At 38.2% G+C, this 26,609-nt stretch carries 29 protein-coding genes; 7 read left to right on the top strand and 22 right to left on the bottom strand.

Annotated features, from left to right (window positions below):
* Positions 1-124 precede the first annotated feature (124 nt).
* From LAV82_RS16720 to LAV82_RS16665, 12 genes are all read right to left on the bottom strand, one after another.
* The gene (locus LAV82_RS16720) at positions 125-1,237 is read right to left on the bottom strand and encodes a CdaR family transcriptional regulator (RefSeq protein ID WP_499716517.1); all 1,113 of its coding nucleotides are present in this window, start codon (positions 1,235-1,237) and stop codon (positions 125-127) included.
* Between the two features lie 70 nt (positions 1,238-1,307).
* Positions 1,308-1,880 carry a DJ-1/PfpI family protein gene (locus tag LAV82_RS16715; RefSeq protein ID WP_499716516.1) on the bottom strand — a complete coding sequence of 191 codons (573 nt, stop codon included), beginning with the start codon at positions 1,878-1,880 and terminating at the stop codon, positions 1,308-1,310.
* 119 nt (positions 1,881-1,999) lie between these two features.
* Positions 2,000-2,332 carry an IDEAL domain-containing protein gene (locus LAV82_RS16710; protein WP_155660365.1) on the bottom strand — a complete coding sequence of 111 codons (333 nt, stop codon included), beginning with the start codon at positions 2,330-2,332 and terminating at the stop codon, positions 2,000-2,002.
* Positions 2,333-2,552: 220 nt separating this feature from the next.
* On the bottom strand, positions 2,553-3,986 hold the full coding sequence (locus LAV82_RS16705) for a GntP family permease (RefSeq protein ID WP_013083445.1): 1,434 nt from the start codon (positions 3,984-3,986) through the stop codon (positions 2,553-2,555).
* Positions 3,987-4,031: 45 nt separating this feature from the next.
* A complete protein-coding gene (locus LAV82_RS16700) occupies positions 4,032-5,222 on the bottom strand; it encodes an iron-containing alcohol dehydrogenase (RefSeq protein ID WP_211079112.1) in 1,191 nt (396 codons plus the stop codon).
* 245 nt (positions 5,223-5,467) lie between these two features.
* Positions 5,468-6,616 (bottom strand): ABC transporter permease, encoded by a 1,149-nt coding sequence (locus LAV82_RS16695; RefSeq protein WP_499716515.1) that lies wholly within the window; start codon positions 6,614-6,616, stop codon positions 5,468-5,470.
* 1 nt (position 6,617) lies between these two features.
* Positions 6,618-7,724, bottom strand: a complete 1,107-nt coding sequence (locus LAV82_RS16690; RefSeq protein WP_280167287.1) for an ABC transporter permease — start codon at positions 7,722-7,724, stop codon at positions 6,618-6,620.
* A gap of 19 nt (positions 7,725-7,743) precedes the next feature.
* Positions 7,744-8,682 carry an ABC transporter ATP-binding protein gene (locus LAV82_RS16685; RefSeq protein ID WP_029322178.1) on the bottom strand — a complete coding sequence of 313 codons (939 nt, stop codon included), beginning with the start codon at positions 8,680-8,682 and terminating at the stop codon, positions 7,744-7,746.
* Between the two features lie 101 nt (positions 8,683-8,783).
* Entirely contained in the window at positions 8,784-9,905 is a 1,122-nt protein-coding gene (locus tag LAV82_RS16680) for a sensor histidine kinase (protein WP_013057354.1), read from the bottom strand.
* A gap of 4 nt (positions 9,906-9,909) precedes the next feature.
* A complete protein-coding gene (locus LAV82_RS16675; protein WP_013057355.1) occupies positions 9,910-10,548 on the bottom strand; it encodes a response regulator in 639 nt (212 codons plus the stop codon).
* Between the two features lie 167 nt (positions 10,549-10,715).
* Positions 10,716-11,951 (bottom strand): Zn-dependent hydrolase, encoded by a 1,236-nt coding sequence (locus LAV82_RS16670; protein WP_013057356.1) that lies wholly within the window; start codon positions 11,949-11,951, stop codon positions 10,716-10,718.
* A 299-nt stretch (positions 11,952-12,250) separates the two neighbouring features.
* Positions 12,251-12,373 (bottom strand): hypothetical protein, encoded by a 123-nt coding sequence (locus LAV82_RS16665; protein ID WP_013057357.1) that lies wholly within the window; start codon positions 12,371-12,373, stop codon positions 12,251-12,253.
* 292 nt (positions 12,374-12,665) lie between these two features.
* Between LAV82_RS16665 and LAV82_RS16660 the strand changes: the two genes are divergently transcribed.
* Positions 12,666-13,202: a DL-endopeptidase inhibitor IseA gene (locus tag LAV82_RS16660; RefSeq protein ID WP_013057358.1), complete on the top strand. Its 537-nt coding sequence runs from the start codon at positions 12,666-12,668 to the stop codon at positions 13,200-13,202.
* A 154-nt stretch (positions 13,203-13,356) separates the two neighbouring features.
* On the top strand, positions 13,357-14,943 hold the full coding sequence (locus LAV82_RS16655; RefSeq protein ID WP_499716514.1) for an MptA/MptB family glycosyltransferase: 1,587 nt from the start codon (positions 13,357-13,359) through the stop codon (positions 14,941-14,943).
* Between the two features lie 40 nt (positions 14,944-14,983).
* On the opposite strand, the gene LAV82_RS16650 is transcribed toward LAV82_RS16655, so the two are convergent.
* Positions 14,984-15,403 carry a GNAT family N-acetyltransferase gene (locus LAV82_RS16650; protein WP_155660366.1) on the bottom strand — a complete coding sequence of 140 codons (420 nt, stop codon included), beginning with the start codon at positions 15,401-15,403 and terminating at the stop codon, positions 14,984-14,986.
* A 125-nt stretch (positions 15,404-15,528) separates the two neighbouring features.
* Complete coding sequence (locus LAV82_RS16645) at positions 15,529-15,726, bottom strand: hypothetical protein (protein WP_499716513.1); 198 nt, start codon at positions 15,724-15,726, stop codon at positions 15,529-15,531.
* Positions 15,727-15,773: 47 nt separating this feature from the next.
* Here LAV82_RS16645 and LAV82_RS16640 point away from each other — a divergent pair, with 47 nt between their 5' ends.
* Entirely contained in the window at positions 15,774-16,265 is a 492-nt protein-coding gene (locus tag LAV82_RS16640) for an aminoglycoside phosphotransferase family protein (RefSeq protein WP_499716512.1), read from the top strand.
* Positions 16,266-16,296: 31 nt separating this feature from the next.
* The gene (locus LAV82_RS16635) at positions 16,297-16,734 is read left to right on the top strand and encodes an aminoglycoside phosphotransferase family protein (protein ID WP_499716511.1); all 438 of its coding nucleotides are present in this window, start codon (positions 16,297-16,299) and stop codon (positions 16,732-16,734) included.
* Positions 16,735-16,751: 17 nt separating this feature from the next.
* On the opposite strand, the gene LAV82_RS16630 is transcribed toward LAV82_RS16635, so the two are convergent.
* The 4 genes from LAV82_RS16630 to LAV82_RS16615 all read right to left on the bottom strand — a co-directional run bounded on the left by LAV82_RS16630 (position 16,752) and on the right by LAV82_RS16615 (position 19,588).
* The gene (locus LAV82_RS16630; protein WP_055992823.1) at positions 16,752-17,747 is read right to left on the bottom strand and encodes an LLM class flavin-dependent oxidoreductase; all 996 of its coding nucleotides are present in this window, start codon (positions 17,745-17,747) and stop codon (positions 16,752-16,754) included.
* A gap of 14 nt (positions 17,748-17,761) precedes the next feature.
* Positions 17,762-18,046: a DUF3219 family protein gene (locus tag LAV82_RS16625; RefSeq protein ID WP_499716510.1), complete on the bottom strand. Its 285-nt coding sequence runs from the start codon at positions 18,044-18,046 to the stop codon at positions 17,762-17,764.
* Positions 18,047-18,180: 134 nt separating this feature from the next.
* On the bottom strand, positions 18,181-18,774 hold the full coding sequence (gene uptA / locus LAV82_RS16620) for an undecaprenyl phosphate transporter UptA (protein WP_499716509.1): 594 nt from the start codon (positions 18,772-18,774) through the stop codon (positions 18,181-18,183).
* 94 nt (positions 18,775-18,868) lie between these two features.
* Positions 18,869-19,588 carry an endonuclease V gene (locus tag LAV82_RS16615; protein ID WP_499716508.1) on the bottom strand — a complete coding sequence of 240 codons (720 nt, stop codon included), beginning with the start codon at positions 19,586-19,588 and terminating at the stop codon, positions 18,869-18,871.
* Positions 19,589-19,854: 266 nt separating this feature from the next.
* Between LAV82_RS16615 and LAV82_RS16610 the strand changes: the two genes are divergently transcribed.
* Positions 19,855-20,727, top strand: coding sequence for a glycerophosphodiester phosphodiesterase (locus LAV82_RS16610; RefSeq protein ID WP_499716507.1), 873 nt, complete (start codon positions 19,855-19,857; stop codon positions 20,725-20,727).
* 26 nt (positions 20,728-20,753) lie between these two features.
* Here LAV82_RS16610 and LAV82_RS16605 read toward each other — a convergent pair whose 3' ends face one another.
* A complete protein-coding gene (locus tag LAV82_RS16605) occupies positions 20,754-21,548 on the bottom strand; it encodes a carbon-nitrogen hydrolase family protein (RefSeq protein ID WP_014459788.1) in 795 nt (264 codons plus the stop codon).
* Between the two features lie 12 nt (positions 21,549-21,560).
* Positions 21,561-22,820: a sigma-54 interaction domain-containing protein gene (locus LAV82_RS16600; RefSeq protein ID WP_499716506.1), complete on the bottom strand. Its 1,260-nt coding sequence runs from the start codon at positions 22,818-22,820 to the stop codon at positions 21,561-21,563.
* Between the two features lie 242 nt (positions 22,821-23,062).
* On the opposite strand from LAV82_RS16600, the gene LAV82_RS16595 reads away from it, so the two are divergent.
* Positions 23,063-23,833, top strand: a complete 771-nt coding sequence (locus tag LAV82_RS16595; protein WP_499716505.1) for a carbon-nitrogen hydrolase family protein — start codon at positions 23,063-23,065, stop codon at positions 23,831-23,833.
* 41 nt (positions 23,834-23,874) lie between these two features.
* Positions 23,875-25,269, top strand: coding sequence for an APC family permease (locus LAV82_RS16590; protein ID WP_499716504.1), 1,395 nt, complete (start codon positions 23,875-23,877; stop codon positions 25,267-25,269).
* A 91-nt stretch (positions 25,270-25,360) separates the two neighbouring features.
* On the opposite strand, the gene LAV82_RS16585 is transcribed toward LAV82_RS16590, so the two are convergent.
* Complete coding sequence (locus tag LAV82_RS16585) at positions 25,361-25,849, bottom strand: hypothetical protein (RefSeq protein WP_499716503.1); 489 nt, start codon at positions 25,847-25,849, stop codon at positions 25,361-25,363.
* 53 nt (positions 25,850-25,902) lie between these two features.
* Positions 25,903-26,433, bottom strand: a complete 531-nt coding sequence (locus tag LAV82_RS16580) for an ankyrin repeat domain-containing protein (protein WP_328245013.1) — start codon at positions 26,431-26,433, stop codon at positions 25,903-25,905.
* Positions 26,434-26,609: the final 176 nt, after the last annotated feature.

The following is a 26,609-nucleotide window of genomic DNA, read 5'->3' as shown; positions in this document are numbered from 1 at the left end:
CTCCTTATATGTATCTCTTACTCTTATTATAGTTACAGAAGCAACGAGGGACTATAGATAAAGAACTAAAAAAAAGCGCTTTAAAAACTCTTTTTTTGTATGTTTATCTAACGAAGGACGCACTTCACTCTAGTAAAGATAGCGCAAGGTAAAAAAGCGTGATGCCTTTTACGCTTTTAGGATCAATATCTGTGAGCTCTTTTATTTGCTTCAAGCGGTAATGAAGCGTATTAATATGAATATGTAAATCAAACGCCGTTTTTTTTAACGATTGATCGTTGGCTAAATAGCATTTCAGCGTTTCGAGAAGCTCTTTTTCTTTTTGAATGGACGAAAGCACTCGATTCAAGAATTCCTTTTTTACAGGTTCAGAAACGTCTTCTAAAATCATGTCCATCAGCAGCTCCTCATAAAAAACAACGGTTTGACGTTTTGAAGCCACTTTAAGCGCTTTTTTCGCTTCTTCATATGAAGCATGCAAATCAAATTGCTCCGCTGGCTTTCCTACGCCAATAGTGATCATAACTTGGTTGTTTGCTTGAATGTACTGCTGACATTTTTTTAATTCTTCTTTAAATCCTTGCCTTGCCTTTTCACCTACCGCTTCTTTCAGTAAAAGCAAACGATCATATCCCCAGTTTGCGATATAATCCCCGTCAGCTTTATGACTTTCAAACCAGTAGCGAATTGTTTCTTGTACCTGCTGCTGCTTCTTTTTCGAAAGAGATGAGTCAATTTGAAACAGCGTGCAGCAATAAGAACTGTCTACTTGCACTCCTAAAATATGGCCTCGTTCAATAAATTCTGCATCTACCTGCTGGCTATAAATCCATTCACGAAAAAAAGCTTCCACTCCTTTATTTTCCCATTCCTTTGTTTCTATGTAGTATGCCTCGCGAATAATTAACTCTGTTAATCTTCGAATAATGTCTGCAAAAGGCTCAACGGCTTCTGGAGTACCTGTAATGCCAATAACCCCAATAATCTCTCCTTGATAACTGATAGGCAAGTTAATGCCAGGCTTAACTCCTTTTAAATCCGCTGCTTCTTTTTTGGATATATATAGTTTTTGCTTTCTTTGCATCACGTTCCACGCGCCTTCGTGAAAAAAACCAACCCGTTTTTCTTCTGTTGACGCAATAATAATTCCGCGTGGATCTGTTACAATTACATGTTCTTTCATCACAAGCTGCACTTCTTTTATAATTTTCTTTGAAAGTTCAGACACAAGCTGCACGTTGTTTACACCTCACCTATCATCATTTAAAAGAGCTGAAAGAATTCTTTTCTCTCAGCCCGCTTTTTTATTATACGTTCACTTTTTCAGCTTTTTTTAGCACGTTAAAAAATTCTTTCATAAATTTAGGTAAATCTGGCCAAGCTTGTCCGGTTACTAAGTTTCTGTCTACGTGAAGCTTCTGTTCAACAAATACTGCACCCGCCGCTTCTACTTCCGGACGGCAAGCAGGATACGCTGTCACTTCTCTGTCTTGCAGATACTCTCTAACCGTCGTTAACACGAGCTGACCATGACAAATAACGCCTAAAGGTTTGTTTTCTTTTAAAAAATGAGCAGCAATTTCCTGAACTTTTGTGTTCATTCGAATATATTCAGGCGCTCGTCCTCCAGGAATAATAAGTCCGGCAAAATCAGCGGGATCCACTTCATCTACAGAAGCGTGAGAATCAATTTTATATCCCGTTTTTTCTGTGAATGTTTCCATTTCTGGAAGAAAATCATGAACAACCGTTTGGAGCTTCTTTTTCACGGGAGAAGCAATGGTACACTGAATATCTTCTTCTAAACAGCGATAATACGGATAAAAAACTTCTAAAGCCTCCACGGCATCTCCTGTTAAAATCAAGACACGTTTACTCATCTTTTATCACCTTTTCTTTTAATGTCGTCATTTACTTCTTCTCGCAAGCTGCTTTCCATTCCTGCTTTTCCCCCTAGGAATAATAAAAAAAGCAGGGCCTTCATTCCTTATTAGGAATGTCAGCCTTGCTTTTTATCTTGTAATCTTTTTAATTCAGCTGTTAATTCAATAAACCAAGCTTCGTCTTTCGTTAGCAGCGCGAGATCAATTAATGAAAGAATTTGCTCTTCGTGCGCCGTTTTTTGAAGGGGCAGCTTTTCTATTTTTTCATCCATCATGCCAATGGTTGTGCCGACCATTTTTTCATCATCACTTTTCACAACGTTGATTAGTGCTGCTTTTTTAGATGGATTAATCGTTTTAATATATCCGTATATAAGTTCACCGTCGCGAGACTTTCCTTTGACCCAGTCGCCTACTTTTAAATTTCCTTCAAATAGCTTCACAGTCATTCTCCTTTCTTCATAAACATGCTAAGAATTAATGTAACGGCATATAGTACTGCAGAAAGTAGTGTAATCATAATACTTACAGTTTAGAAAGTCAAAGAATCTGTTTTATAGCCAAAAGCTTGATATACAACTAAATCACTGCAACAATAAAAAAATCCGAACAATTCATCGTTCGGATCTTTCTTCAACGAAACTACTTTTTTCTCAACCTCTTTACTGGTTATACGAGTCCAGTTAAGCTGTAGATTCCAATGATTAAGAAACATGCAAGCGTTTTTATAACAGTGATGGCAAAAATATCTCGGTAAGACTGCTTGTGGGTTAACCCGGTAATAGCGAGCAGGGTAATAACGGCTCCGTTATGAGGAAGCGTATCCATACCGCCTGATGCCATCGCTACAACTCTGTGCATAACTTCAGGAGGAATGTTGTATTGATTAATAGCTTCTACATACTTATCTCCCATCGCACTAAGCGCAATTCCCATACCTCCAGAAGCAGAGCCCGTAATACCGGCTAAAATGTTTGTCGTAACGGCTCCATTGACAAGCGGATTTGTAAAGGTATGTGAAATACCATCACGAACGGTTGCAAACCCAGGAAGAGATGAAATAACGCCTCCAAAGCCATACTCAGCTCCCGTGTTCATCGCAGCGAGAAGCGCTCCGCCAATACTTGCGTTAAGACCCGCTTGGAAACCGGTGGTCACTCTCTTCCAGTCATACGCAATCGTTGTGATAATTCCAATAACAAGTGCCAATTCCACTGACCAAATACCAACAACTGCGGTTAAATCTACTTTTCCGAACGCTTCAAGGCCAATTTTGGCAAAATCAAAACCATCTGGATACCACTTTGGAATAGAAACAGTAAAAAATTTGTTTGCAACCCCTACAAGCACAAGAGGAACAAATGCTAAAATCTGTCTTGCTACGCTAGGTTCATATTTAGGTTCTGTAGAAGGTACAGACTCTTTTTCTAGCTCTGCAGCAGCCGCTAGTTCATTATTAAATCCGTAGTAGCCTTCTCCAGCTTTTCTTGCTTTTTTGCTTCGGCTTTCTAAATACCAAAGACCTAAGCTAAAGACAATAACCGATCCGATAATCCCCAGTGTCGGAGCAGCATAGATGTCTGTTTTAAAAAAAGTCGTTGGAATAACGTTTTGAATCTGCGGTGTACCTGGAAGTGCATCCATGGTAAACGAAATAGCTCCTAATGCAATCGTTCCCGGTACTAATCGTTTTGGAATATTCGCTTCGCGGAATAAGTTAGCCGCAAACGGATAAACTGCAAACGCAACAACGAATAAACTTACGCCGCTGTAGGTTAAGATTGCTCCCATTAAAACAATCGCCAAGATCGCACGTTTAGCCCCTACGACTTTAACAATTGTTTTCGCAATCGACTCAGCGACTCCAGACATTTCAACCATCTTCCCGAAAACCGCTCCTAATAGAAAGACAGGGAAGTAGTTTTTAATAAACCCAACCATTTTCTCCATAAAAACGTTTGAGAAAAACGGGAGTGCATAGCTTGGTTCCGTTAAAATAACGGCTAGCAGCGCACAAAGTGGAGCAAACAAAATAACTGAAAATCCGCGGTAAGCAACCAGCATCAAAAGCCCCAGAGACAGCAAAATAATCAGCAAATCCATAACGTTTCCCCTTTCATCCCTTATTCAATTTGTCTTAAATTTATCTTATTTTTTATAAAGTGCAGACTCAAACTCATATTCATAGCACGTGTAATAAAGCTGAATAATTTCTTCTGCCGTCGGTACGATCGGATGATTAGCAGGACTTCCGCTTTGAATCGCATCCGCTGCCATTTTCTCAACCGCCGCGTAAAATAGCTGACGATCAATGCCCCACGATTGAAGATTAGGAATCTCTAAGTCGATACAAAGCTGCTTGATGGCTTCAATTAACACATCTGCTCCTTCTTTTTTTGTATATGATACGTTCGGAAAAAGAGCTTGTCCTATTTCACCTAAACGATCAATTGAAGCCTCTTTTGTATAGTCTAAAACCGCAGGCAGGAGCATCGCATTAGAAATACCGTGGGGCACATGGAATAGCGCGCCAATAGGTCTTGACATACCGTGCACTAGAGCAACAGATGAATTTGAAAACGCCATTCCTGCCAGCATAGAAGCATAGGCCATTTCGTTTCTTGCTTGAACATTTTCTCCATTTCTGTACACAAGACGAATATTTTTCATGATTAACTCAATTGCTTGAAGCGCAAGTGAATCTGTAAAAGGATGTGCTTTTTTAGACAAATACGCTTCTATTGCATGACTGAGTGCATCAATTCCTGTAGCTGCCGTTACGTGTTTCGGACATGATAGAGTTAATAACGGATCAACAATGGCTGTATCAGGCAATAATTGAGGCCTTGCGAGCATCATTTTTACATCGTACGCCGTGTCTGTAATAACCGTCGCTTTAGTCACTTCTGAGCCTGTTCCAGCAGTCGTAGGCACGGCAACCAAAGGAAGAGGACTATCTTGAAAATCTTGTTGATTTTGAAAATACGTTCGTAGATGCCCTTCATTTGTCATCATAATGGCAACCGCTTTTCCAGTATCGATACAGCTGCCTCCCCCTAAGGCAATAACCACATCGCACTGCTCCGTTTTACATATGGCAAGCGCCTCATCTAGATGAATATCTGTCGGCTCTGAATTTACGCCTGTATACACGGCACAGTCCATGCCAGCCTCGGCTAAGTAACGACGGCAAGTTTCTACATTGCCTGCTTTCACCATAACGTCATCACTTATAAGCAATGCTTTTGTGCCAAGCAGTTCAGCCTGCTCCCCAATTTTAGAAAATGATCCTTCTCCATATAAAACCGTCCGTGGTACAAGTAATTCATAAATTGCCACTGTTTTTCCCCCTTTGTTATCTCGCTGACAATCTCTCCTTCCGTATTTTCATGCTGACTTATGTAAGCGATTTCATTTATTTGTGCAAAAAACCAACATGAACTTCGTTTTTCTCCCCTATTTATTCTCTTTTTGTATACCCCTTTCCTCTTTCATTCTAAAATTTCATCTTATATTTTTCAATCTTTTTTTGTAACTTTTTAAAAATTACAAAAAAAGCCAGAGGTATTCTCTGACTTTACCATTTAAATAAACTTTTGAACAGTATTATTTCGATTTAATTTATAAATAGACAGCAGGAAAAAAACGAGTGCAAAAGCTAGTAAAATGCTGATATTTAACCATAGGCTGCTTAAATCAGCTCCTTGTTGAACACTTTTTAACATACTTAATACCCACGTTTGAGGAAGAAAGTCGGCTATTTTCTGCATCACATCCGGCATAAATTCAGGCGGAAAAAAGCAGCCGGACAGTAAACAAGTTGGCGTGATGATAAGCGTCTGAAGACCATTCGCTGCTTTTGAACTTTCTGTAAAAGCGATAATTACAAGAGACAAGCCGATGGCTACTAGACCAAACAAAACTAAAATGAAAAACAGCTGCCATACGGGAATGTTCATATCTACGTGAACAAGAGTCGTAATACAAACAAGTGTAATCATTACTTGCAGAGTTAATAAAATCATATTTGTAATAACATTGGATATCACGTATTGCCTTGCACTAACTGGCGAAGCTAACAGTCTAAAATACGTTCGCTGCTCTTTTTCTTTTGTGATAAGAGCTGATAAATTCACCGCAGAAAAAAGCATAAACATAATTAAATACCCAATTGTCTGCTTGACAATGTTTTGATCGGTTCCTTTGTCTTCAAGGGCATGCGTTGAGACGTGGAATGGCGCTTTTTGATAATTCTCATACATTTGTTTAAACGCAGCATCGTCGCCTTCAGCAGCTTGATTCAGCGCAGAAACATTATCAATATATTGATATAAATAAGACTTAATAAAGCTCGTTACTTCTGCTCCTTTTATTGAAGTGATTGTAATATGATCTGGTTTGTTCGCTTTGACGCTGTCAGAAAACCCTTTTTCAAAGGTAATAACCGCATCAACTTTCTTTGACGTAATCTCATGATCCACTTCTTTGTCCGTGAGCATTTTAACATTTGTTTTGTGCAGCCCTTTTAAAAACTGAACGGTATCTTTTGTAATATCCGTTGAGTCGTGATTGACAACTCCGATATTCACCGAAGTCCCTCCTGCATTTCCATAAATAAGAACGGACATTAAAACCCCTGCAATAGGCAAACCAATAACAAGCACAAGCGTCCTTTTGTTTCTAAGCAGCATATTTCTTAGCATATTTGTTACAAGCCACATGATATTTTTCATGTTATAACCCCTCTCTTTTTCTCAAAAGCACAATTGCTATGCCCAAGAATAAAATAGAGAAGCCTACATTCAACCCAATAACTGAAAGAGAAGCGCCGATATCATTTGTATAAATCAATTTAATAAGTCCATTATTCATCCAGGTTAAAGGTGATACATTGACGAAGCCCTCTCCAGATCCATTTTGAAAATAGGTTCCTCCCACAATACACGACACTTGAATAACAACCATAATAATTGCTCTTGACGCCGCTTCTGTCTTCGTAAGGTAGCTAACTCCTAATCCAAAGCTAATGGCAAAAAGAATCTGAGATACTAACATCAGCAGTACTAGAAGTAAATGATCTCCCCAGTTGGCATCAAAAAAATATTTAGTCGACATAATGACGACTAACACACAAATGGCGTGAACCAAAACAGTACCTAAAATTTTCCCGACAAAAATTTCAGCGGTTTTAATCGGCGCGGCTACTAATCGATTGGCCGTATTTCGCATACGCTCTCCTCTAATTAAATAACTCGCTGAGATAGATCCGTACAAAACAATCATAGTTGTCATTGAAATGGCGTAGTAGTCTATTGAATTTGGCTGTTTTTGAGAATGAAGAGATGTTTCTTGAATATAGTCATGCTTAGACGCACGGAGCAGATTATCCACTTGCTGAGGGTTTACTTTGGCCACTTCCATAGCCACATTGTACTTATCAACAAAGGTGCTTAACATACCTTGGACCATGTTGAATTCAATGCTGTTTTCTTCATTTCCGTAGAGATGAATGCCTTGGTCTTTCACTTCTACATAAGCTGTATAGAGCTGCTCTTTTACTTCTTTTTTTCCATCTTGATCTTTTTTCAACGCTTTAAAGTGAATGCCAGATTTTTCTGCGTTTGCAGCAAACTGCTTAAAGGCAGCAGATGTTTCCTTACTTGTGTCCATTTTGTAGAGAACGTAACTGTCATCTATCGTCATGTCATTATTAAAGGCTTGAGACAAAGCTGTTCCTAAAATAAGGACAAGAGCTAGCGGAAAGAGAATCATAAAGATAAATGCACGCTTATCTCGCAGATCACTTTTCATTTCTTTCAAAGCAATTGCAATAATATTCATTCCTCATTCCTCCTTCCTTTTATAAATCTCTCAGACTGCGCCCTGTCAACGTGAGGAAGACCGTCTCTAAATTTGGGGCTTGTTCCTTAACTGCTTTAATTTCGATATGATGCGTCATTAAATAATGAATGACTTTGTTCAAGTTATTCACTTCGGCGCTTGAATTAATTTTAATGATTCCATCTTCATACGTAACGGCTGTTACTCCCGGAATTTCTTTTAGACCGCTGCAATCTATATCATCCGCTGCTTTTACTTCAATCCAAATATCTTTTGTATCGGTGATAATCGCTTTTAGCTGCTCTTTTGTTCCTTCCGCAATGATTTTGCCGTGATCAATAATGGCAATCTTTGTACATACCTCTTCTACTTCTTCCATATAGTGACTTGTATAAATGATTGTGCTTCCCATTTCATTTAGCTTTTTTACAGATGTTAAAATATAGTTTCGCGACTGAGGATCAATACCAACCGTCGGTTCATCCATTATAATAAGCTTTGGGCGATGAGCAATTGCGCATGCGATATTTAACCTTCTTTTCATACCTCCTGAAAAGCTTTTCGGATAAGCCTTTTGTTTATCTAAAAGCCCTACAAACGCTAAAGCTTCTTCCACTCGTTCGTTAAGAAGTGATCCTCTTAATCCGTAAAGTCCGGCAAAAAACTTCACATTTTCATATGCTGTCAAATCTTCATAAATCGCTAAGTCTTGCGGAACGATCCCGATGTTCATCTTTGCGAAATTTCGATGTTTCTTTATATTTTTCCCTAGCACTTCAATATCACCGCTGTTGCTTTGAAGCAGACTAGCAACCATATGAATCGTTGTGCTTTTTCCTGCTCCGTTTGTTCCTAAAAACCCAAATATATCTCCTTCTTCTACTTGTAAAGACAAATTATCTACTGCAATAAAATCTCCAAATTTCTTTGTTAGTTTTTGAATTGATAATACGTTCATCATTTCACCTCTAGTGTGTTGGTATATCCTTATTTTATGAAAAAAAGGCAAACTTACGTCAGTGCATAAGTTCACCTTTTTCCCATGAGAAATCTCATTATTTATGTATGAAGTTTCTCACCTATCGGCAGCAGCGTTGTAACAGAAAACCCGTTTGCCCCATCAACGATCACCGTTCCGTTAATGGAAGCGGCTCGCTCTTCCATCCCTGCTATGCCAAGTCCTTTTTGAAACAAGTGAGCCCCTTTTCCATTGTCTTTGACTTCTACTTTAACCATTTTATTTAGTACATGCAGCTCAATGGCAATCATCGTTGCTTCTGCATATTTTAAGGCATTTGTAATAGCTTCCGTTATATTTTCATGGATAATTTTCCACTGAAGAGGCGTGATAAGATCTAAATTACCTTTGTATACAAGAGGCATTGCGATACTATGCTTAGCCTCAAACTCACCAATAAATAATTTAAGCCGGCTGATTCCTATTTGCTCAGCGGGAGGCTTTATACTTTTTAACGTTAACCTAATTTCTTCAATACCTTCTTTGGAAATCGTAATCGCATTTTGAAGAAGAGACAGCGCTTTTTCCTCATCTTGCTTCATCACATGCTTTGCTGCCTCCATTTGAATAAGCGCTCCTGTCATTGAATGACCAATCTTATCATGAATTTCCTGCGATAATCGATTTCGCTCTTCTAACTTTGAAGCATATTGAGACTGCCTCACATACTCTTTATTTTCATTCACGTGTTTTTGCAGCTTTTGCATACTTACTCTCATTTCATCAATTTTTTGCTCATAATTAATCGTTCGTTTTTGATAGAGAGCTGCTGCTGTATAAATAAAGAAAGTAAACGCAGCGACTAACACATACAGCGCGCTAATGTCAGAGGGAAGAAGCAGCATTGGAAGCAAAACAAGCAGCAGCACCATCCATTTTTTTACGACTGATTCTCCAACAAGCTCACAAAGGTTTAGCGGCAAAAGAAGAAAAAACAAAGGATGAAGTTTATACGCACAATATAGAATAAGGACAATTGAAATAACAATAAACATGCGCTTGAAGACGCTCTTTTTCACAATGGACGCTGCAATATTAACACAGCTGTAAAGAAGCAGTGCTAACACAATAGCTGAAATCGAGTGTACATAATTAAACTGAATGTACGTAATAGCCAAAAACAGTATAAGGATGAGCTTAGTCATCATTAATCCGACTTCCATAGCCCTACTTCCCTTTACCGGTTAAATAATAAATAGCAATTTGAGTGCGATGCTCAAGTCCCGTTTTACTTAAAATCGAACTAATATAGTTTGCTACAGTACCTTCTGAAATAAAAAGCGTTTTAGAAATTTCTTTATTCGAAAGCCCCTTGGCAATAAGCGTCATAATGCTCGTTTCACGCTCTGTAAACTGTGTCATATCCGCTTTTGACTCACGCTCAGTTGCAGCGTTTAAACTTGATTTAATCTTATCAAGCACAACATCTTGAAGAACCGTATGTCCGTTGAATACACTTTTGATTGCGTCTCGAATGCGCTCCGGTTCTGTATTTTTTAACAAGTAGCCTTTAGCTCCGTTTTTTACGGCATCAATAATATATTCATCATCATCAAACGTAGTTAAAATAAGCGGCTTTGCTTTCGTTAACTCTGAAATAAGCTTTGTAGCCTCTACACCGTCCATAACGGGCATTCTTACATCTAACAATGCAATATCGACGGAATGGTTTTTGCAATATTGAACGGCTTCCTGACCATCTTTTAAAGTGGCGACAACGTCGAACTCCTCGTATGTATTTAATATAATTTTCATTCCTTCTCGAATAAACGAATTATCATCTGCAATAATAATAGTAATTTTCATTTCTTTAAGTGAGAACATCTCACTTTTTTTCACATCCTTCTTTCACATCCATCCGCATGCTTCTCATTTATTGTAGCCATAATAAACCAAAAGTTCAATGCGATAGTTCGCAGTCTTTCTAAGCACTAAAAAAGAGCAAACCTCCGCAGGTTTACTCTTTTGCTCCGTTACTTCTGAGCTAACTTAATCACCGTCTCTAAAAGTACATTTACACCTTTTTCGCATTCTTCCCAAGGAGTAAATTCTTCTTCACAATGACTTTTTCCGTTTACACTCGGAATAAAAATCATAGCCGTCGGAATATAGGTAGCTAAAAACTGTGCGTCATGTCCAGCTCCGCTTACCATTCGCTTGTAGGAATACCCAAGCGAACGAACGGATTCTTCCACTTCATCGCAAACGGTTTTATCAAACCATACGGTATCGCGTCCCCAAAGCTTGGTCACCCGCACTTCGCAGCCTTCTAACAGCTCCGCTTGATCAGGCAGTGATTGAATAATTTTTTCCACAGATGCAATGACATCTTCATCCGTATGTCTCGCTTCAAGCGAAAAAATAACTTTATTTGGAATAACGGTATGAATATTAGGCAGTACATTCATACGACCCATTGTATAGACTAAATTTGAATCTAATCTGCCGAGCTCATGACGAGCTTCAGCAATTAAATTATTGGTTGCAAAAAGCGCATCTTTCCGCATATCCATCGGCGTCGTCCCGGCGTGGTCTGACTCCCCGGTAACTTCAATTTCATAACATACCATGCCGAGCACGCACTCCACTACACCGATTGATTTGGCTTCTCGTTCTAAAATAGGCCCTTGCTCAATATGTAATTCTACAAATGCCGATGCTTCAGTAAGGCGGTTACTCGTATCGCCTTCATATCCGCATGATTGAAGAGCTTGCTCAAACGTCACGCCGTCAACATCCGTCTTCTTCATCATAACGTCTTTTTGAAATTTGCCCGATAAAATACCTGAAGCCATCATAGAAGGCTCAAAACGCGCTCCTTCTTCATTCGTAAAGTTAACAATGGTAATCGGCACCTTCGGCTTAATATTATGTTCAACGAGCGTTCTTACTAACTCTAATCCTGCAACTACACCGAGGATTCCGTCAAACCTTCCGCCTTTTTTTACGCTGTCCATGTGTGAGCCAATCACAACAGGCGGCTTATCTTCTAGTCCTTCAAGCGTGGCGTAAATACATCCAAGATCGTCAATTTTAATATCCATTCCAAGGTCACGGCAGCATGAACAAAAATAGTCTCGTGCTAAGCGGTCTTCTTCTGACAGCGCTAAGCGGGTTACACCGTTATTAGGTGTTCGTCCATAATCGGCAAATCGTTCAAGCGTATTTTTTAACCTTTCTCCATTCACTGCTACTTTTTGTCGTTGCAACTCAACCACTCTCCTCATTATTTGGTTATAAAGTGCGTCTAAGGTGCGGGGTTAATGAATATCATTCATTATGACATAAAATAGGCGATATCACTTGAAGTCTGTTAGAACCCCTTCCATTGTTTTTATAATGAAAGTACGCAGCTTGCCTTATGTATCTATTAGCTCCAAAACGTAAATTTCCTGCTTTTTTCTATGAATAATGCACGCGTTATTTATGCATTTTTATTATAAAAATAGCGATAGGTTTTTTTCAAAAAAAAGAGAATTAGTTACTATACTAACTCTCCTCTACATACTTACTTTTTATTTGCTTTCTTCGCAATCGCAATCATTGTAGCCAAAACACCGACTGTAATAATCACAATAGCAATTACAGCAGTGGTAATAATAATTCCTGATGTTACTTCTGAAACACCCATTAGTCTACGTTCTCCTTTTGTGCCTGACCTATTTATCTACATCAGCATAGTGGTCGGTTTATTCCTATTATATACGAACTTGTAAAGCGACGAAATATGTGACACATAATTGACATACTGTTTATATGTTTTCTTTTAATTCTACGTTTTATTTAAGAAAATACGGGAATAATTCAAACATATATAAGAAATACTCTTTATTTCTTTAAAGAAGTATTGTAATATAAATGTAACAATTGTAATATTAACAGCATGAATGTTACATATATTTCAATGAATGAGTAGGAGGGAAATGGAAATGAAAAAAATTGGAATAATCTTAGCATCACTTGCTCTTTTCTTTTCACTAAGCACAGGAGTTACAGCTCAAGCAGCATCACAAAATCTATCAACGACTAATGCGGTAAAAATTGCAGCAAACGCAAGCAACCATTTCTGGAATGCACTTCATGGATCTAAAGGTAATTTATGTACTCAAAAAACATTTAATTATAAAGGCACTCAGTACTCATATCTTTGTCAAGATTTTAATACCAAAAGCAAACTAGTAAGCTACTTATCTGAAACTTTTACAAACAGTGCTATTCAAAAAGGATTAACAAATTATCGCTACATCACATATAACGGAAAGCTTGCTCGTCCTGTCGGTGACGGATTCAGCATGCTAGAGTGGAACAAAGCAAAAGTAAAACTAACTTATCAGCGTGCCGATGTTCGCTCTTATCAATTTACGGTGCCAACGGTTGACGGAGGAAGTGTAAAACGCACCGTTACATTTTATAAATCTGGTTCACAGTGGAAAGTGAATAAGTTTGATGCTGTACTATAAGCAATATAAAAAACAAGGTCTTCTAAGGCCTTGTTTTTTTATGCTCTCGCTTCCGCTCTTTATTAAAGAAGTTTCACTTTATTTTCACCAACTCCCCTTATAGTATGGAGACACACTACTACTTATTCGATACATTGTCATCGGAGGATTTTATATGAACATACTACAAAAAAGAACGGCTTTTATCGTAACGGCAGCTTTTCTTTTAGCATTTGTTTTCAGTATCGTTTCACTATCACACTACAAAGGAGAAGAACATTTATTTTCGATTCAAGAAAGTTATCAGTTAAAAAAGATTACTAATGGTATATCTGCTCCTGATAATAATTCGAGGGATCATCGTCTCCCTTCAGGAAACGGTCCCGCTTCGTCTAGCAATTCCGGAGAACACGTAACGCCTTTTCATAATCTATCTATGGATAACGGTGCCGGAAGTCAAGGAGCTAATAAGGACTATGAAACACCGCTAGCTCTTTATACGGTGGGCTTTTTTATAGCAGCAGCTTTCATTTACGGATTATTAAAGAAAAAGAAATGGCATCATTCGATAGGGCATTCTCGCGTTATTTTATGGTCATTACTTGGCACTGGACTATTTATCCGGATTGCGCTGATTCCGTGGGTAGGCTCTCATATGGATGCGTCGCTTTTCAAAAACTGGGCATCGGTTGCGGCCAATCATTTTTCCAATTTCTACGCTAAAAGCGGGAGCGATTATCCGCCGTTTTATATTTATATCTTGTTTATCGTTGGGAAAGTTGGCAGTTTACCGGATTTTCAGCAGTATTTTTCGCTGTTGATTAAAATCCCGCCTATTTTAGCAGATGTCATCACATCTTATTTACTCTATCGTTTAGCTCGTAAATACTTAGCACCTTCTTTTGCATATCTGTTAGCAATTGGGTATTTATTTAATCCGGCCATTTTAGTTAATTCAACGTTTTGGGGACAAGTCGATTCATTTTTCACTTTGCTTATTGTCCTAGCGATTGTGATGATTACGGAAAAAAGAATTTACGCGTCAGCCGTTATTTTTACAGCAGCGGTCTTAATGAAGCCGCAGGCGATTATTATCCTGCCCATTTTGTTTTTTGAACTCATTCGCCTAAAGCAAGTAAAACATTTCTTCGGCATTGCTTTAACGGCGGCTTTCACTGCTGCAGCGATTTTATTGCCTTTTTCAATTGGAAAAAGTCCAACGTGGATTATTGATTTATTTTCATCAACCATTGGAGAATACCCGTATGCCTCTGTTAACGCCTATAACTTCTTTAGTTTAATAGGCGCAAACTATAAAGACAGCTCTGCAACGCTGCTGTTTTTCAGCTATCATACGTGGGGACTTATTTTTATCGTCGCGACAACTGTTTTTTCATGGCTTATTTATATAAAAGGGCGCAGCTTTAAATACGCCGCTCTTGCAGCGCTTATTCAAATTTCAGGGGTATTTACGTTTGCTTCAAGCATGCATGAACGCTACTTATTTCCAGCAGCAGCGCTTGCTTTGCTCGCTTATATTTATTTAAAAGACAAAAACTTGCTTTACTTATCCCTTGGATTTAGCATCAGTATTTTCATGAACACTTTTTTTGTTTTATACGGTGACAGCAATATGCAAAACAGCACGTCCTATCCATTTTCTATGTTTGCTACGTCTATGCTGAACGTTTTGCTTGTTGTTTATTTAGTAAAAGTTGCTTGGAATTTAGTCCAAAAAAGTACGGTTTTAAAAACGGCATAATACAAAAAGCTCAGTGAGTATGATTGATCACTGAGCTTTTTTACATAACAAGCGACATACCTGGCGCGTCTTCTTCTCTTTCTTGAAACCCTAATTTTTTATAAAAATGATGCTTTCCTTTTGCTGCAAACAGCTGAATCGATTCAATTCCGCTTTCTTGGCACTTCGTCAACAGCTCTTGAATAATTTGCTTTCCAAGTCCTTTGTTCTGGTATGAGGGATCTACCATCACGTCGCAAATAAGCGCTTGATAAATTCCGTCTGAAATCATACGTCCGAATGCAATTAATTGTTCATTGTCATAAATACCGACTCTAAACCAGCTGTTGGCTGCGGCTTCAAACAGCTGTTCTTTTGTATAATTGCCTTTTTTACTTTTATGTAATCCGCTCGCTTCATGCAAAGCAGCAAACTGCTCAAATGACGGAACCTCTTTTTTTATTACGTAAGACACGTTCATTCTCCTCTCAATACCGTTGTTTTCTATATTATATTTATACATCAAACGGAATAATAATTCAACATTTTTATCTAGTTATCTTGTTACCCTTTCTTCAAATAAAAAAACTGCCGTTTGGCAGTTTTTTAGGCTTGTACTGATTTTTTTCGTTTTTTAAGATCAATTCCTGCAATGATAAGCAAAATGACTCCAAGAGCAATCATGATTTTACTCACTGTCTCTAACCACTCCGGTGCACCTCCAGCAAGTAAAAGTGAAAATCCAATGATATAAATCGGAAACCCCGCGAGAGCCCAAGGAGATTTCACCTTCTTTTTATTCATGTGTACGATCTCCTCTTTCTTTACAGATTCTATGTAGGCTGTATATGATGAGTTTATCAGAAAAAATTGGAAACGACAAAGGAGATAAACGCATGTATACGCTGCCTCAAACATTTTGTGACACCATTACTCACCTTCACTCTCATAAAGGTCAAAAGTGGTTAGCTGACTTTCCTCAGCTTATTCGCTACTGTGAAGAGCGCTGGCATATCAATATTCACATTCACTTCCCTCTTTCTTACCACTTTGTTGCTCCTGCGCGTAAAGCTGATGGAAGCGAACTAGTTGTCAAATTTTTTGTAGAGCCTTCAGAGTTGCTTTATGAGCAAGAAGCACTGACAGCACTAGCTGGTGAGAACACGGTAAAAATAGTGGACAGCGATGCTGAAAAAGGCATTTTACTGCTCGAAAAGCTGTCTCCCGGATGCCCGCTTTCCTCTTTCTCAACTAAAGACGAAGCTGCGTTAATCGCTGCTCGGCTCATGAAATCTCTATGGCGCATGCCGCACTCAGACTCCACTATCGAAACAAGCCATTAAAAGAGAGAAACAGCTTCGAGAGTGTACACAAATGTATCCAAACGGTATTGATTTCCTTTCTTCTGAAACGCTTCAGAATGCACTAGCCGTTTTCTCTGAATTAAACCGCACTTCTCAGCAGCTTTTTCTGCTTCACGGCGACTTGCATCATGATAACATCTTACAGTCTGGTGAAGCGTGGAAAATAATTGACCCAAAAGGGTTAATTGGAGAAAAAGAGTACGAAATCGTCCCTTTTCTTTTAAATCATCTGCCTAAGACAAACGGGGCAGAGACAATTGACCATCGAATCGATATATTTGTCAAAGAACTGAACGTAAGTAAAAAACGAATCTTACTGTGGGGATACGCTCATTCTGTACTAGCCACGTGCTGGTTAATAGAAGACCGCCAAGACGCCGCTTCTTTTTTACATGCCATAGAAGCATTTCAACACTTATACGAACGCTTTTACGGGCATAAAAAATAAGAGCCGACATTCGGCTCTTATTTTTTGCATTTCTCTGCTATAAGCTCATATGATTTTAATCGGTCAGCCGGATCGTGCGTAATGGTCACAAGCATGAGTTCATCCGCTCCGTAGCGTGCTTGAACTTCTTGAAGACGCTCATGTACTTCTTCTGGATTTCCGATAATCATGGCTTCTTTCATTTTCTTGATTTTTTTCTCTTCTTCTTCTGTAAGCGGATAGCTGGCCGCTTCTTCAATAGAAGGCACGCCTTTTGCTTCCATTTTATCCTGCTGAATTTTCCATACGAGTGAGCTCGTTGCGATGAGATGCGCTTGCTCGGTTGTTTCAGCGCAAATGACCGATACAGTGACAATCGCATAGGGCTGATCTCCGCCCTGTCTTGGCTGAAATGCCTGTTTGTACTGATCAATAATAGCTGAACCGTCTTGTTCACTCATAAACTGTCCAAACGTATAGGCCATTCCGTTTCTAGCGGCGAGCTCAGCACTTTTTTTACTTGTGCCAAGAAGCCAAGGTTCGGGAGAGACCGGCGGCAGCGGCGAAGCTGAAAGCTTTGCGTATTCATGTTCAGCCGGAAATTTATCGTCTAAAAACTGAAGAAGCTCTTCAACAAGTTCAGGCATTTTAAATACTTGCTGCAAGAAATTATCCGACAGCGCATTTGTTGCTTCAGCCGATCCACCCGGCGCGCGCCCAATTCCTAAATCAATGCGCCCTGGAAACAGCGTTGCCAGCATGTTATACGTTTCCGCTACTTTATACGGCTTGTAGTGAGGCAGCAGCACCGCTCCCGATCCAATTCGAATCGTATTAGTCTGTGCCCCGATATAGCCAAGCATCACTTCAGGAGCCGAACAGGCAAGTCCAGACAAATCATGATGCTCTGCAATCCAGTAGCGTTCATAGCCAAGCTTGTCACCAGCCTTGGCCAGCTGCATTGATGCTTTTAACGCTTCAGCTGGGGTCTGATGGGATGAAACGGGCGATTGGTCGAGTATACTTACTTTCATCACGCATCTGCTCCTTATTCGTTCACTTCAATTAAACTTAATGAAAAATCCCCTACCTGTCCTTTTTCATATAAATTTGTAAAAGATGTGGAGTACTGATGAATCGTTCCTTGAAAATCCAGATCTTCTTCCGGGACATTTACATGAAAGGTGCCTTTATATAACAGTGTAGTAATATCATGATATTCCTCACTTGTTACTTTAAAATCAACTGAAATTTTCGTTTTGCCTTTTACAATCTCTTGTTCATAGCTGTAAACTTGAATAGGCGTATCATTTAATATAATTTCTTGTACCACGTTAAATCGTCTCCTTTTTTAGTGCGTATGAAAAATAATAGCACTTGAAGAAGTCATGAGCAAATAAAAGAGCTTCTGGTTGCGCATGCAAAAAAAGCATGGCTTTTTGCCATGCTTTCAGTCAAAAAACGATCTTATACGCGCTTTGTACGCGCGCGTTTGAATACGAAATAAAGAACAATAATAACAAATGCCGCAACTACAAACGGAAGCGTATATTTGCTTGCTACGTCTTCAATGTTCGCCCAGTTCTCGCCTAGCTTTCCCCCTAAGTAAATAAATAAAATCGACCAAGGAATCATCGCTAACACGGTTAAAGACGTAAATTTCCAAAACGGCATTTTAGCAATACCTGCAGGAATCGAAATTGCATGTCGAACAACCGGGACAAAACGAGCAGAGAAAACAACGCCCGCGCCGTATTTATTAAACCAGTTTTCCGCAAGATCAATATGCTTATCATGAATAAATAAGTACTTGCCGTATTTTTGAAGAAACGGACGTCCTCCGTAGGCTCCAATCCAATATAAAAACCACTGTGCAATCGTTCCGCCAATAATTCCGGCAATGACTGCTCCAGGAAAACTAATCATACCTTGAGAAATCATATACCCTCCGTAAGCTAGTACAATTTCACTTGGAATGATTTCAATCATTAAACCGAGCGCAATACCTAGATAGCCAAGGCTCGTTAGAAAATCTAAAATACTCGCAACAAATGAACTCACCTTTAATCACCTTACTCATTCTTTAATAATTTTACACTACTACTATATTCCAACCATCAGTATAAAAGGAAACTATGAACTCATTATGAACAGCTTACTTCCCCGTTGACTGCCGGTACCTTTTCCGCAGCTCATGCGTATGCAGATCTGCTAGGCACACCGGAATCGGAAGCTTACTTTCTTTGGAAATAAAATGCATCATGAGCTGATATGACATGTCCAAATCAATATAGTTTCCGCACGACAGAAAAATAGGCTTTACTCCTTTTGCTGTCCTTACTACTCTACCATAAACTTCGCCATCAATCACAATATCTTCATAAGCGCCTGCTGCATCTTCAGGCATAACGTAGTCATATCCCTTGATCTTTAAATAGCTTTTCCCAATTCCAACGGTGGGTTTATTGAGAAAAAACGAAGCATGTGTGGCTACTCCCATATGCTCATAGTGCAAATATCCGTTGCCATCAAATAAAAACACATCAGGCTCTACTTGAAGTTTTTTAGCCGCTTCAAGTATTAAAGGAAGCTCTCGAAAAGCTAGAAACCCAGGAAGATAAGGAACCGTTACTTCTCCTACACTGTGCACTTTTTCCACAACGTTTTTCGTCTGATAATCAACCACTACAATGCTGCACGCTCCGTAGGATACGCCGTTTTCTTCCCAATACGCAACATCAACACCAGCACAGTTATGTATATGCGCCATTTTGACGCGTGATGTTAAATCAATTTGTGCTTTTAGCTTTTGCTGAAGCGTCCGGCACTCCTCTTTTGTTTGCATCGTAAACGTATGTATGTACTGAATATCCATGTTCCATTCCTTTCATTGACTGACTCACCTATTATACAACTATTTTCTAAGAAATTCCTATTCTTTTTTACACCTTTTATTATAGCGCTGTTTCCTTAATATTTAATTAAAATCACTATTCTTTTACGCATTTTTTGTAAACATCACCAGGAAAAAGTCCCTATTTTTCTTTACGAAATGTCAACGCTTTCTACATACTTTCTCTATATCAGCATCATATTTTTTCGTTACGCTATTTCTATACCAACGCATAGGAGAGAAACGTGATGAAAAAATATTTAGCTGGTCTAAGCGCCGTCGCCTTGTTATGCTGTTCAATCGCCTCTTCTGCTTTTGCACGCACGGAAGAAAAACTTACGAACATTGCGCACCGAGGAGCTTCTGCTTACGCACCTGAAAATACAATGGCTGCTTTTCACCAAGCGCTAGAAATGAATGCGGATTACATTGAACTTGACGTGCAGCAAAGCAAAGACGGTGTACTCGTTATTATGCATGACCGTACCGTAGACCGAACGACAAACGGAAGCGGGCACGTTCGAGAATTAACGTACGCTGAGCTTCAGCGCTTGGATGCAGGAAGCTGGAAAGACAATTCTTTTATGAATGAAAAAATTCCAACTCTTTCACAAGTATTAGATGAATTTCAAGGAAAAATCGGTATATTGATAGAGTTAAAAGCTCCGGAACTTTATCCTGGAATTGAAAGAAAAGTAGCTTTTGAAATCAACAAGCGACAGCTCGATCACATTATCATTCAGTCTTTTAACGTTTCATCCATGAAAAAAATGCATGAGCTTCTCCCAAATGTTCCTATAGGCATACTAACTTCTTCAGAACGAGATGCAAACCCAAACTCAATTCAGCAATTAGCCGCTTTTGCCACTTACTTTAACCCGTCCTATGACATCCTAACGCCTACTCTCATCCACCAAGTCCATTCTGCCGGAATGAAAATATCACCGTGGTCTGGAAGCAAGCGGCTTCCCGCTTCATTTTTGTGGAAAACAAAAAGTGACGGAGTGATTACGAATTATCCCGATGAAGTAAATTGGGCGCAAACATCAACAAAAATAGGGAAAACCATTCACGCAAGCTCCGCGAGTCACACTGCTCGCTTAGTTGGTGTAAAAAAGTAATAGCAGCTTTCTTTAATAAAGAGCTCTTATAGTCCTTCTCTTCTGTATAAATCTGACTTTCGATTGTCTAAATAGTTCAAAATTTCCTTTGAACTTGCCGAAGACGATAGGTCTATGTCAACAATCGCAAGATCCTCATTATTAAGAGATTTAAACAGACAGTGCCCATTAGGATTAATAACTTCACTTTCACCAAAATAGACATAGTCATCTTCTAATCCAACTTTATTAGCAGCTGCAATAAAAATATGATTTTCTAAAGCTCTTGACCTCAAATAAACGTGCTGATGATGCTCGTAAGGAATCATGTTCGCACAAAGAACAAAGACGACTTCGGCTCCTTTTAATGCTAGAATTCGCGCCACTTCAGGAAATTCCATATCATATGTAATCATTACTCCAAACTTTCCTTGAGGTGTATCAAAGACTGGTATACTATCTCCAGAAGTAAAATATGAATTTTCATGATCAAAAAGGTGAATTTTACGATAAGTTCCTACTATCTCACCTTTCTTATTAATAAATACAGCGGAATTATATATTTTAAAGTGGTGTCTTTCTGGAAAACCAAGAATAACTCCTATTTGTAATTCTTTAGCACATTTTTTAACTTTCGTGATTAATTCTCCTTCTACTGATTCAGCTAATTCCTCCACCTGTTCATTTAACAAAAAACCAGTCAAAAATAATTCAGGAAATAACACAAAATCCGCACCTTGATCTTTAGCCGCTTCCATCGTTCCAAAAACTCTCTTTAAATTTTTATTTTTATCATGCAAATTGCTTCTAAGCTGGGCTAATGCAATTTTTAATTGACGCATCCCTTCACCTCTTTAAAAACCTTCTTTTTTGTATACTTTTAACTTTTTTGAAATAGTAGACTGATCAACCTGCAATACTTCTGCTACTTTGTAAGTACTTTTGTATTCACCGTAAGCTTTTAAAATTAATTCTTTTTCTACTTGTCTTTTAGCTTCTTTCAAAGATATTGGTGCTTTAGGAGAAAATGACCAACCGTTTTCACGTATATTTTTTTCTTCTAGCACTTCTTTTTCAGTCATATTTGTTACGACAATTCTTTCTATCGTGTTTTCCAATTCCCTTATGTTTCCTGGCCATTTATATTGGATAAGCTCTTTTTTTACTTCATCATTAATCTCTTTTTGAAGATGATATTTTGTATTATATTTAAACAGAAAATGATCAATTAAGATATGTATGTCCTTTTCTCGCTCTCTAAGAGGTGGAATAGTGAGCGGTACGACATTAAGCCTATAGAACAAATCTTCACGAAATAATTTTTTCTCAACAAGTTCCTGTAGATTTTTATTTGTTGCAGCAATTACTCGCACATCTACTTTCTTTTCCTCTGTACTTCCTACTTTTCGCACCGCGTTTTCTTGCAAAACACCTAGCAGTTTTGCTTGTAGGTTTAAAGGAAATTCCGCAATTTCATCTAGAAAAATTGTTCCTTTATGAGCAGCCTCAAATAAGCCGACCTTTCCTCCTTTTTTTCCGCCTGTAAAAGTTCCTTCTTCATACCCAAATAGCTCTGATTCGATTAAACTCTCTGGAATAGCACCACAATTAACAGAAATAAAAGGCTGCGTTGAACGTGTACTAGTACTATGAATAAATTTAGCAATTTGACTTTTGCCTACTCCCGATTCACCTAGTAGAAGAACAGTGGAGCCTACATGAGCAATTGTTTCAATAATTTTACTAATTCGTTTCATAGCAGATGATTCCATAATCAACTCATCGGTTTTATGCTGACCTTCATTTGAATAAGGGGTAAACATGCTTTGAGATATATTCGCTAATGTCACGATTTGATTTATGTAAGAGTTCGCTTGGACAAGGTGGAGGGTAAACAGATAGGTTCTTCCCTCATAGGTGCTTAATAACTGAGTAGAGCCACTTGGAGCAGCAGTAAAGACCTTTTTCCACTGAACTTCTTCAAGTAACATATTTTCTTGAAACAGCGATAAGTGACTGGTTTGTTTATTATTGATAGATACGGTATCTATACGTCCTTCATGATCTATGATGACTACTATTGATTCGCAGGTACCTATTGAAGAATTCCTCATTATCCATTTCCTCCTTTCGATTGTTTCTAATGAAAAATCGCATCATTGATGATAAAAATCATCATCTTAGCTTTCCAAATAACTGTATAAGCAGAATATGACTTATTTTCTTTTTCTCCCTATTAGTATAATGAAAAAATTCATCTTTTTAAAGATTAAAAATCAGAATTGACTGAAAAAATGAGTTGGCACACTTCTTGCTTGTATTTATAGTGAAAACTATTATGAGGAGGTATTTTACAGTGAATATTACAATTGCTCAGTTTTGTCCTGTACTAGGCAATAAAAAAGAAAACATTCGAAAAATCAATGACTGTATCAAGCAAGCTGCAAGCGAACAGGCTGACCTTGTTGTCTTTCCGGAACTTTGTTTAACAGGTTATTTTATTTGGGATGATATTAAGGAGCTAGCTGAATCCGTTAGTGGTGAAAGCTTACAGCTTTTACAACAAAGCTGCAGGGATCACAGCATCCACGCCGTTATATCTTTTCCTGAAGTAACAGCTAACGGGCATTATCATATTACATCAGCTCTTATAGATGATACCGGAGCTGTAATTGGTACGTATCAAAAAACACATCTTTTTGACAGGGAAGCTGAAATCTTCCGCCCAGGCAACACTTTACCTGTTTTCAAAACCAAATTCGGAACCATTGGATTAATGATCTGCTATGACCTTGAATTCCCTGAAGTGGCCCGAACTTTAAAAATAAAAGGAGCGGATTTACTCATCATCCCGCTTGCTAACATGAGCCCTTACGAAGATTATCAAATAACTTATTTAAAAAGCCGTGCTATGGAAAATGAGCTGCCGATTGCTCTATGCAACCGAATCGGCAATGAAGAAGATACATTCTTTTTTGGACACAGCGCAGTCGTCAACAATAAAGGAGAAATTCTTTTAAAAATGGGTAGCAAGGAACAGATATCAACAGTAGCTATTTCTTTAGAGGAATCAAAAGATCAGAAGCTTAATTACCTTATGCACAGAAGAGCGGGTTTGTACAAATAGATATAGGAAGATTAAAAACAATTTTTAAGGGAGGCGCAAAGATGGAAACAAAAAGAAACCAAGCAGTTCCAACTTTGAAGTTGTCACATATTGTTTTGTTTGGACTTGCTTATATGACACCAATGATTGTATTTGGTATTTATGGCTTGTTGGCTGAAACCACCCATGGACTAGTTTCCACTGCCTATATAGTGGCTTTAGCTGCTATGCTATTTACAGCTTATAGCTACGGTAAAATGACTAAAGCTTTTCCTATTGCAGGGTCTGCTTATACGTATACAAGAAAATCCATAAATCCATATGTCGGATTTATGATTGGATGGGCTGTTTTACTAGACTACCTGTTTCTTCCTATGGTTATTTGGCTTATCGGAGCCGTTTATTTACATACAGCTTTTCCCAGCATTCCTCTTTGGACATTTGTACTAGCCTTTATTTTTATTACAACTGTCATCAACATGATTGGCTTAAAAGCGGCGGCGAACGTCAATGCATTAATGATGGTTTTTCAATTGCTCGTAGTCGGTATTTTTATTTCACTAAGCATTATATACCTTATAAAAGGCTCATCACCTTTTGCACTCTTTAGCTTTAACCCATTCTTGAACGAGCATCTTACATTTTCGTTTGTAGCCGCTGGCGCTTCCATTGCTTGTTATTCTTTTTTAGGATTTGATGCTGTTACAACTCTATCTGAAGAAACCATTAATCCTGAAAAAACAATGCCAAAAGCTATCTTTCTTATTACACTAATTGGAGGCATCATTTTTATTGGAGCTTCTTATTTTCTACAGCTTGTTCATCCTGATTATACATCTTTTCAAAATATTGATTCAGCAGCATTTGAAATTGCCGTACAAATCGGCGGCAATTTATTTAGCTCTATTTTTCTAGCTGGACTAATTATTGCTCAATTCGCATCTGGTTTATCTGCTCAAACAAGCGGAGCCCGTTTATTATTTGCAATGGGAAGAGACGGCGTACTTCCCGCTAAGATATTTGGTTATCTTCACCGAAAGTCAAAAACACCCCTAATGAATATTTTATTCATAGGAGGCATTTCATTACTGGCTGTTAAGCTTGATGTAAGTACATCTACTTCATTTATTAACTTTGGAGCATTTTTAACGTTTATTTTTGTAAATCTATCGGTCATTTTTCACTATTACTTCACGTTAAAAAATGAAAGAAAGAATCGTTTTCTTCTGTACTTTCTTATACCAGCTATTGGAGCAGCCCTTGATTTCTATCTCTTTATTAATCTGGATAAACACGCCTTAGTGCTAGGAAGCATCTGGACTGCCATAGGACTTGTGTACTTAACTTTTCTTACAAAAGGATTTAAGCTTTCTCCTCCAGAAATGGATTTCGATGAAGAGGAAATAACGAAATCTTCCTCTTTTGCACATCAAAAAGCTGCTGAAAAGACATTATAACTTTTTAAAAAAAGGGATGCTATTTACAGCATCTCTTTCTCATGTCGGTCTTGAATACTCGAACTGAACTATCCAACGCTTCTTTCCTTCCTCACAGCTCAAATAAACTTTCTCCGTCCTTATTTATCCAATACTTTTCTGTTTCTGGAATCAAAGCTGTAAAGTCTTCATACGTTCCTTTCCAATCACTTGGAACATATTCTTCAAATGAAGCCGGCTCAGGAAACAGTGAATAGAACACCTTTTGATCAAAGTCCACCAAAAACGAAGGGATAAAGTCTAATACGTCTTCTTCCTCTCCGCTTTCTATTTTATCTTCAAATAGCTTTAAAAGAGTAGCTGCATCTGCTTTATATGACTGTATACGCTTTAAAAAAAGCTCAGCATTTTCACTGCTAAGAATCTCAATTCCTTTTCGTTCAGGTTCAATGTATTCGTCAACCGCTAGATGACTTTCAAAAGCTTGCGCAAACTTTACATAATCTAAATACCATAGCTCTCGATCGGTTACATACCATTGAAACTGCTTTTTATGTATAACTCCGGCAATTACGTTTTCAGCATATATAGGTTCTAGCATGAGGTGGACCTCCTTGCTTTTATTAGCTTTGTAACCTGTTGTATACAATTTAATTAGTCTTCAAGCACTCTCTTTTGTACTTTTTCATTCAGCTTTTGCTTTAAATAATCAGCAATTTCTGTTTGTCCAAATTCCTTAGCATATCGGTACGCATCCATATCCTCGATATTCTCTCCGGTATATTGAACGGAAATATCTATACCTTGATTAACTAGATATTCAACTATTTCTTTGTGGCCACCATAAATCGCTGCAAATAAAGGATTTCTTTTTGCCAAGCTTACATCTAGTTCTGCTCCAGATTGGATTAAGTACTGTACTATTTCTACATGCCCCTCACCCGCTGCCACTCGTAAGGGAGAAGCATCAAATATATCACCTTTTATATTTACATCGATTCCTTTATGCACTAGATACTCTACTATTTCCATCTGTCCTTTTTTTGCTGCTATGTGCAACCAGCTACCAAATGGAGTCATGGTATGTAGAATTTCTTTATCCTTACCTATTAGCTCTTTAACTGAGTTAATGTTACCACGTTTAATTGCATTCCTTATTGCTTTATTAACGCTGTTTTTCTCCAAATCATATCTCCCTTCATTTAGTTGCCCATTATTGTCGTTTTTTAATATAGACATCTTCCTCAATAATTTAGCTGTTTCTACCGTTTTTACTTTTAAATAGTTGTGGTCAATGAAAATCACTGTCGTATTTGTAGTTCGCTTATATCATTTCCTTTAAATTATCGGTCACCTCTTGA

The organism is Bacillus sp. ILBB4 (assembly GCF_035064545.1).
Taxonomy (GTDB): Bacteria; Bacillota; Bacilli; order Bacillales; family Bacillaceae_H; genus Priestia.
The sequence above is the reverse complement of the archived record's forward strand: the minus strand, read 5'-3'. Positions and strand labels throughout refer to the sequence as shown.

What these genes read in the sequence shown, in the direction of transcription:
- LAV82_RS16715 (WP_499716516.1), bottom strand. Translation starts at nt 1,880, where the DNA reads ATGAGTAAACGTGTCTTGATTTTAACAGGAGATGCCGTGGAGGCTTTA.
- LAV82_RS16710 (WP_155660365.1), bottom strand. Translation starts at nt 2,332, where the DNA reads ATGACTGTGAAGCTATTTGAAGGAAATTTAAAAGTAGGCGACTGGGTC.
- LAV82_RS16705 (WP_013083445.1), bottom strand. Translation starts at nt 3,986, where the DNA reads ATGGATTTGCTGATTATTTTGCTGTCTCTGGGGCTTTTGATGCTGGTT.
- LAV82_RS16695 (WP_499716515.1), bottom strand. Translation starts at nt 6,616, where the DNA reads ATGAAAAATATCATGTGGCTTGTAACAAATATGCTAAGAAATATGCTG.
- LAV82_RS16690 (WP_280167287.1), bottom strand. Translation starts at nt 7,724, where the DNA reads ATGAATATTATTGCAATTGCTTTGAAAGAAATGAAAAGTGATCTGCGA.
- LAV82_RS16685 (WP_029322178.1), bottom strand. Translation starts at nt 8,682, where the DNA reads ATGAACGTATTATCAATTCAAAAACTAACAAAGAAATTTGGAGATTTT.
- LAV82_RS16680 (WP_013057354.1), bottom strand. Translation starts at nt 9,905, where the DNA reads ATGGAAGTCGGATTAATGATGACTAAGCTCATCCTTATACTGTTTTTG.
- LAV82_RS16675 (WP_013057355.1), bottom strand. Translation starts at nt 10,548, where the DNA reads ATGAAAATTACTATTATTATTGCAGATGATAATTCGTTTATTCGAGAA.
- LAV82_RS16665 (WP_013057357.1), bottom strand. Translation starts at nt 12,373, where the DNA reads ATGGGTGTTTCAGAAGTAACATCAGGAATTATTATTACCACTGCTGTA.
- LAV82_RS16660 (WP_013057358.1), top strand. Translation starts at nt 12,666, where the DNA reads ATGGAAATGAAAAAAATTGGAATAATCTTAGCATCACTTGCTCTTTTC.
- LAV82_RS16655 (WP_499716514.1), top strand. Translation starts at nt 13,357, where the DNA reads ATGAACATACTACAAAAAAGAACGGCTTTTATCGTAACGGCAGCTTTT.
- LAV82_RS16650 (WP_155660366.1), bottom strand. Translation starts at nt 15,403, where the DNA reads ATGAACGTGTCTTACGTAATAAAAAAAGAGGTTCCGTCATTTGAGCAG.
- LAV82_RS16645 (WP_499716513.1), bottom strand. Translation starts at nt 15,726, where the DNA reads ATGAATAAAAAGAAGGTGAAATCTCCTTGGGCTCTCGCGGGGTTTCCG.
- LAV82_RS16640 (WP_499716512.1), top strand. Translation starts at nt 15,774, where the DNA reads ATGAGTTTATCAGAAAAAATTGGAAACGACAAAGGAGATAAACGCATG.
- LAV82_RS16635 (WP_499716511.1), top strand. Translation starts at nt 16,297, where the DNA reads ATGTATCCAAACGGTATTGATTTCCTTTCTTCTGAAACGCTTCAGAAT.
- LAV82_RS16630 (WP_055992823.1), bottom strand. Translation starts at nt 17,747, where the DNA reads ATGAAAGTAAGTATACTCGACCAATCGCCCGTTTCATCCCATCAGACC.
- LAV82_RS16615 (WP_499716508.1), bottom strand. Translation starts at nt 19,588, where the DNA reads ATGGATATTCAGTACATACATACGTTTACGATGCAAACAAAAGAGGAG.
- LAV82_RS16610 (WP_499716507.1), top strand. Translation starts at nt 19,855, where the DNA reads ATGAAAAAATATTTAGCTGGTCTAAGCGCCGTCGCCTTGTTATGCTGT.
- LAV82_RS16605 (WP_014459788.1), bottom strand. Translation starts at nt 21,548, where the DNA reads ATGCGTCAATTAAAAATTGCATTAGCCCAGCTTAGAAGCAATTTGCAT.
- LAV82_RS16600 (WP_499716506.1), bottom strand. Translation starts at nt 22,820, where the DNA reads ATGAGGAATTCTTCAATAGGTACCTGCGAATCAATAGTAGTCATCATA.
- LAV82_RS16590 (WP_499716504.1), top strand. Translation starts at nt 23,875, where the DNA reads ATGGAAACAAAAAGAAACCAAGCAGTTCCAACTTTGAAGTTGTCACAT.
- LAV82_RS16585 (WP_499716503.1), bottom strand. Translation starts at nt 25,849, where the DNA reads ATGCTAGAACCTATATATGCTGAAAACGTAATTGCCGGAGTTATACAT.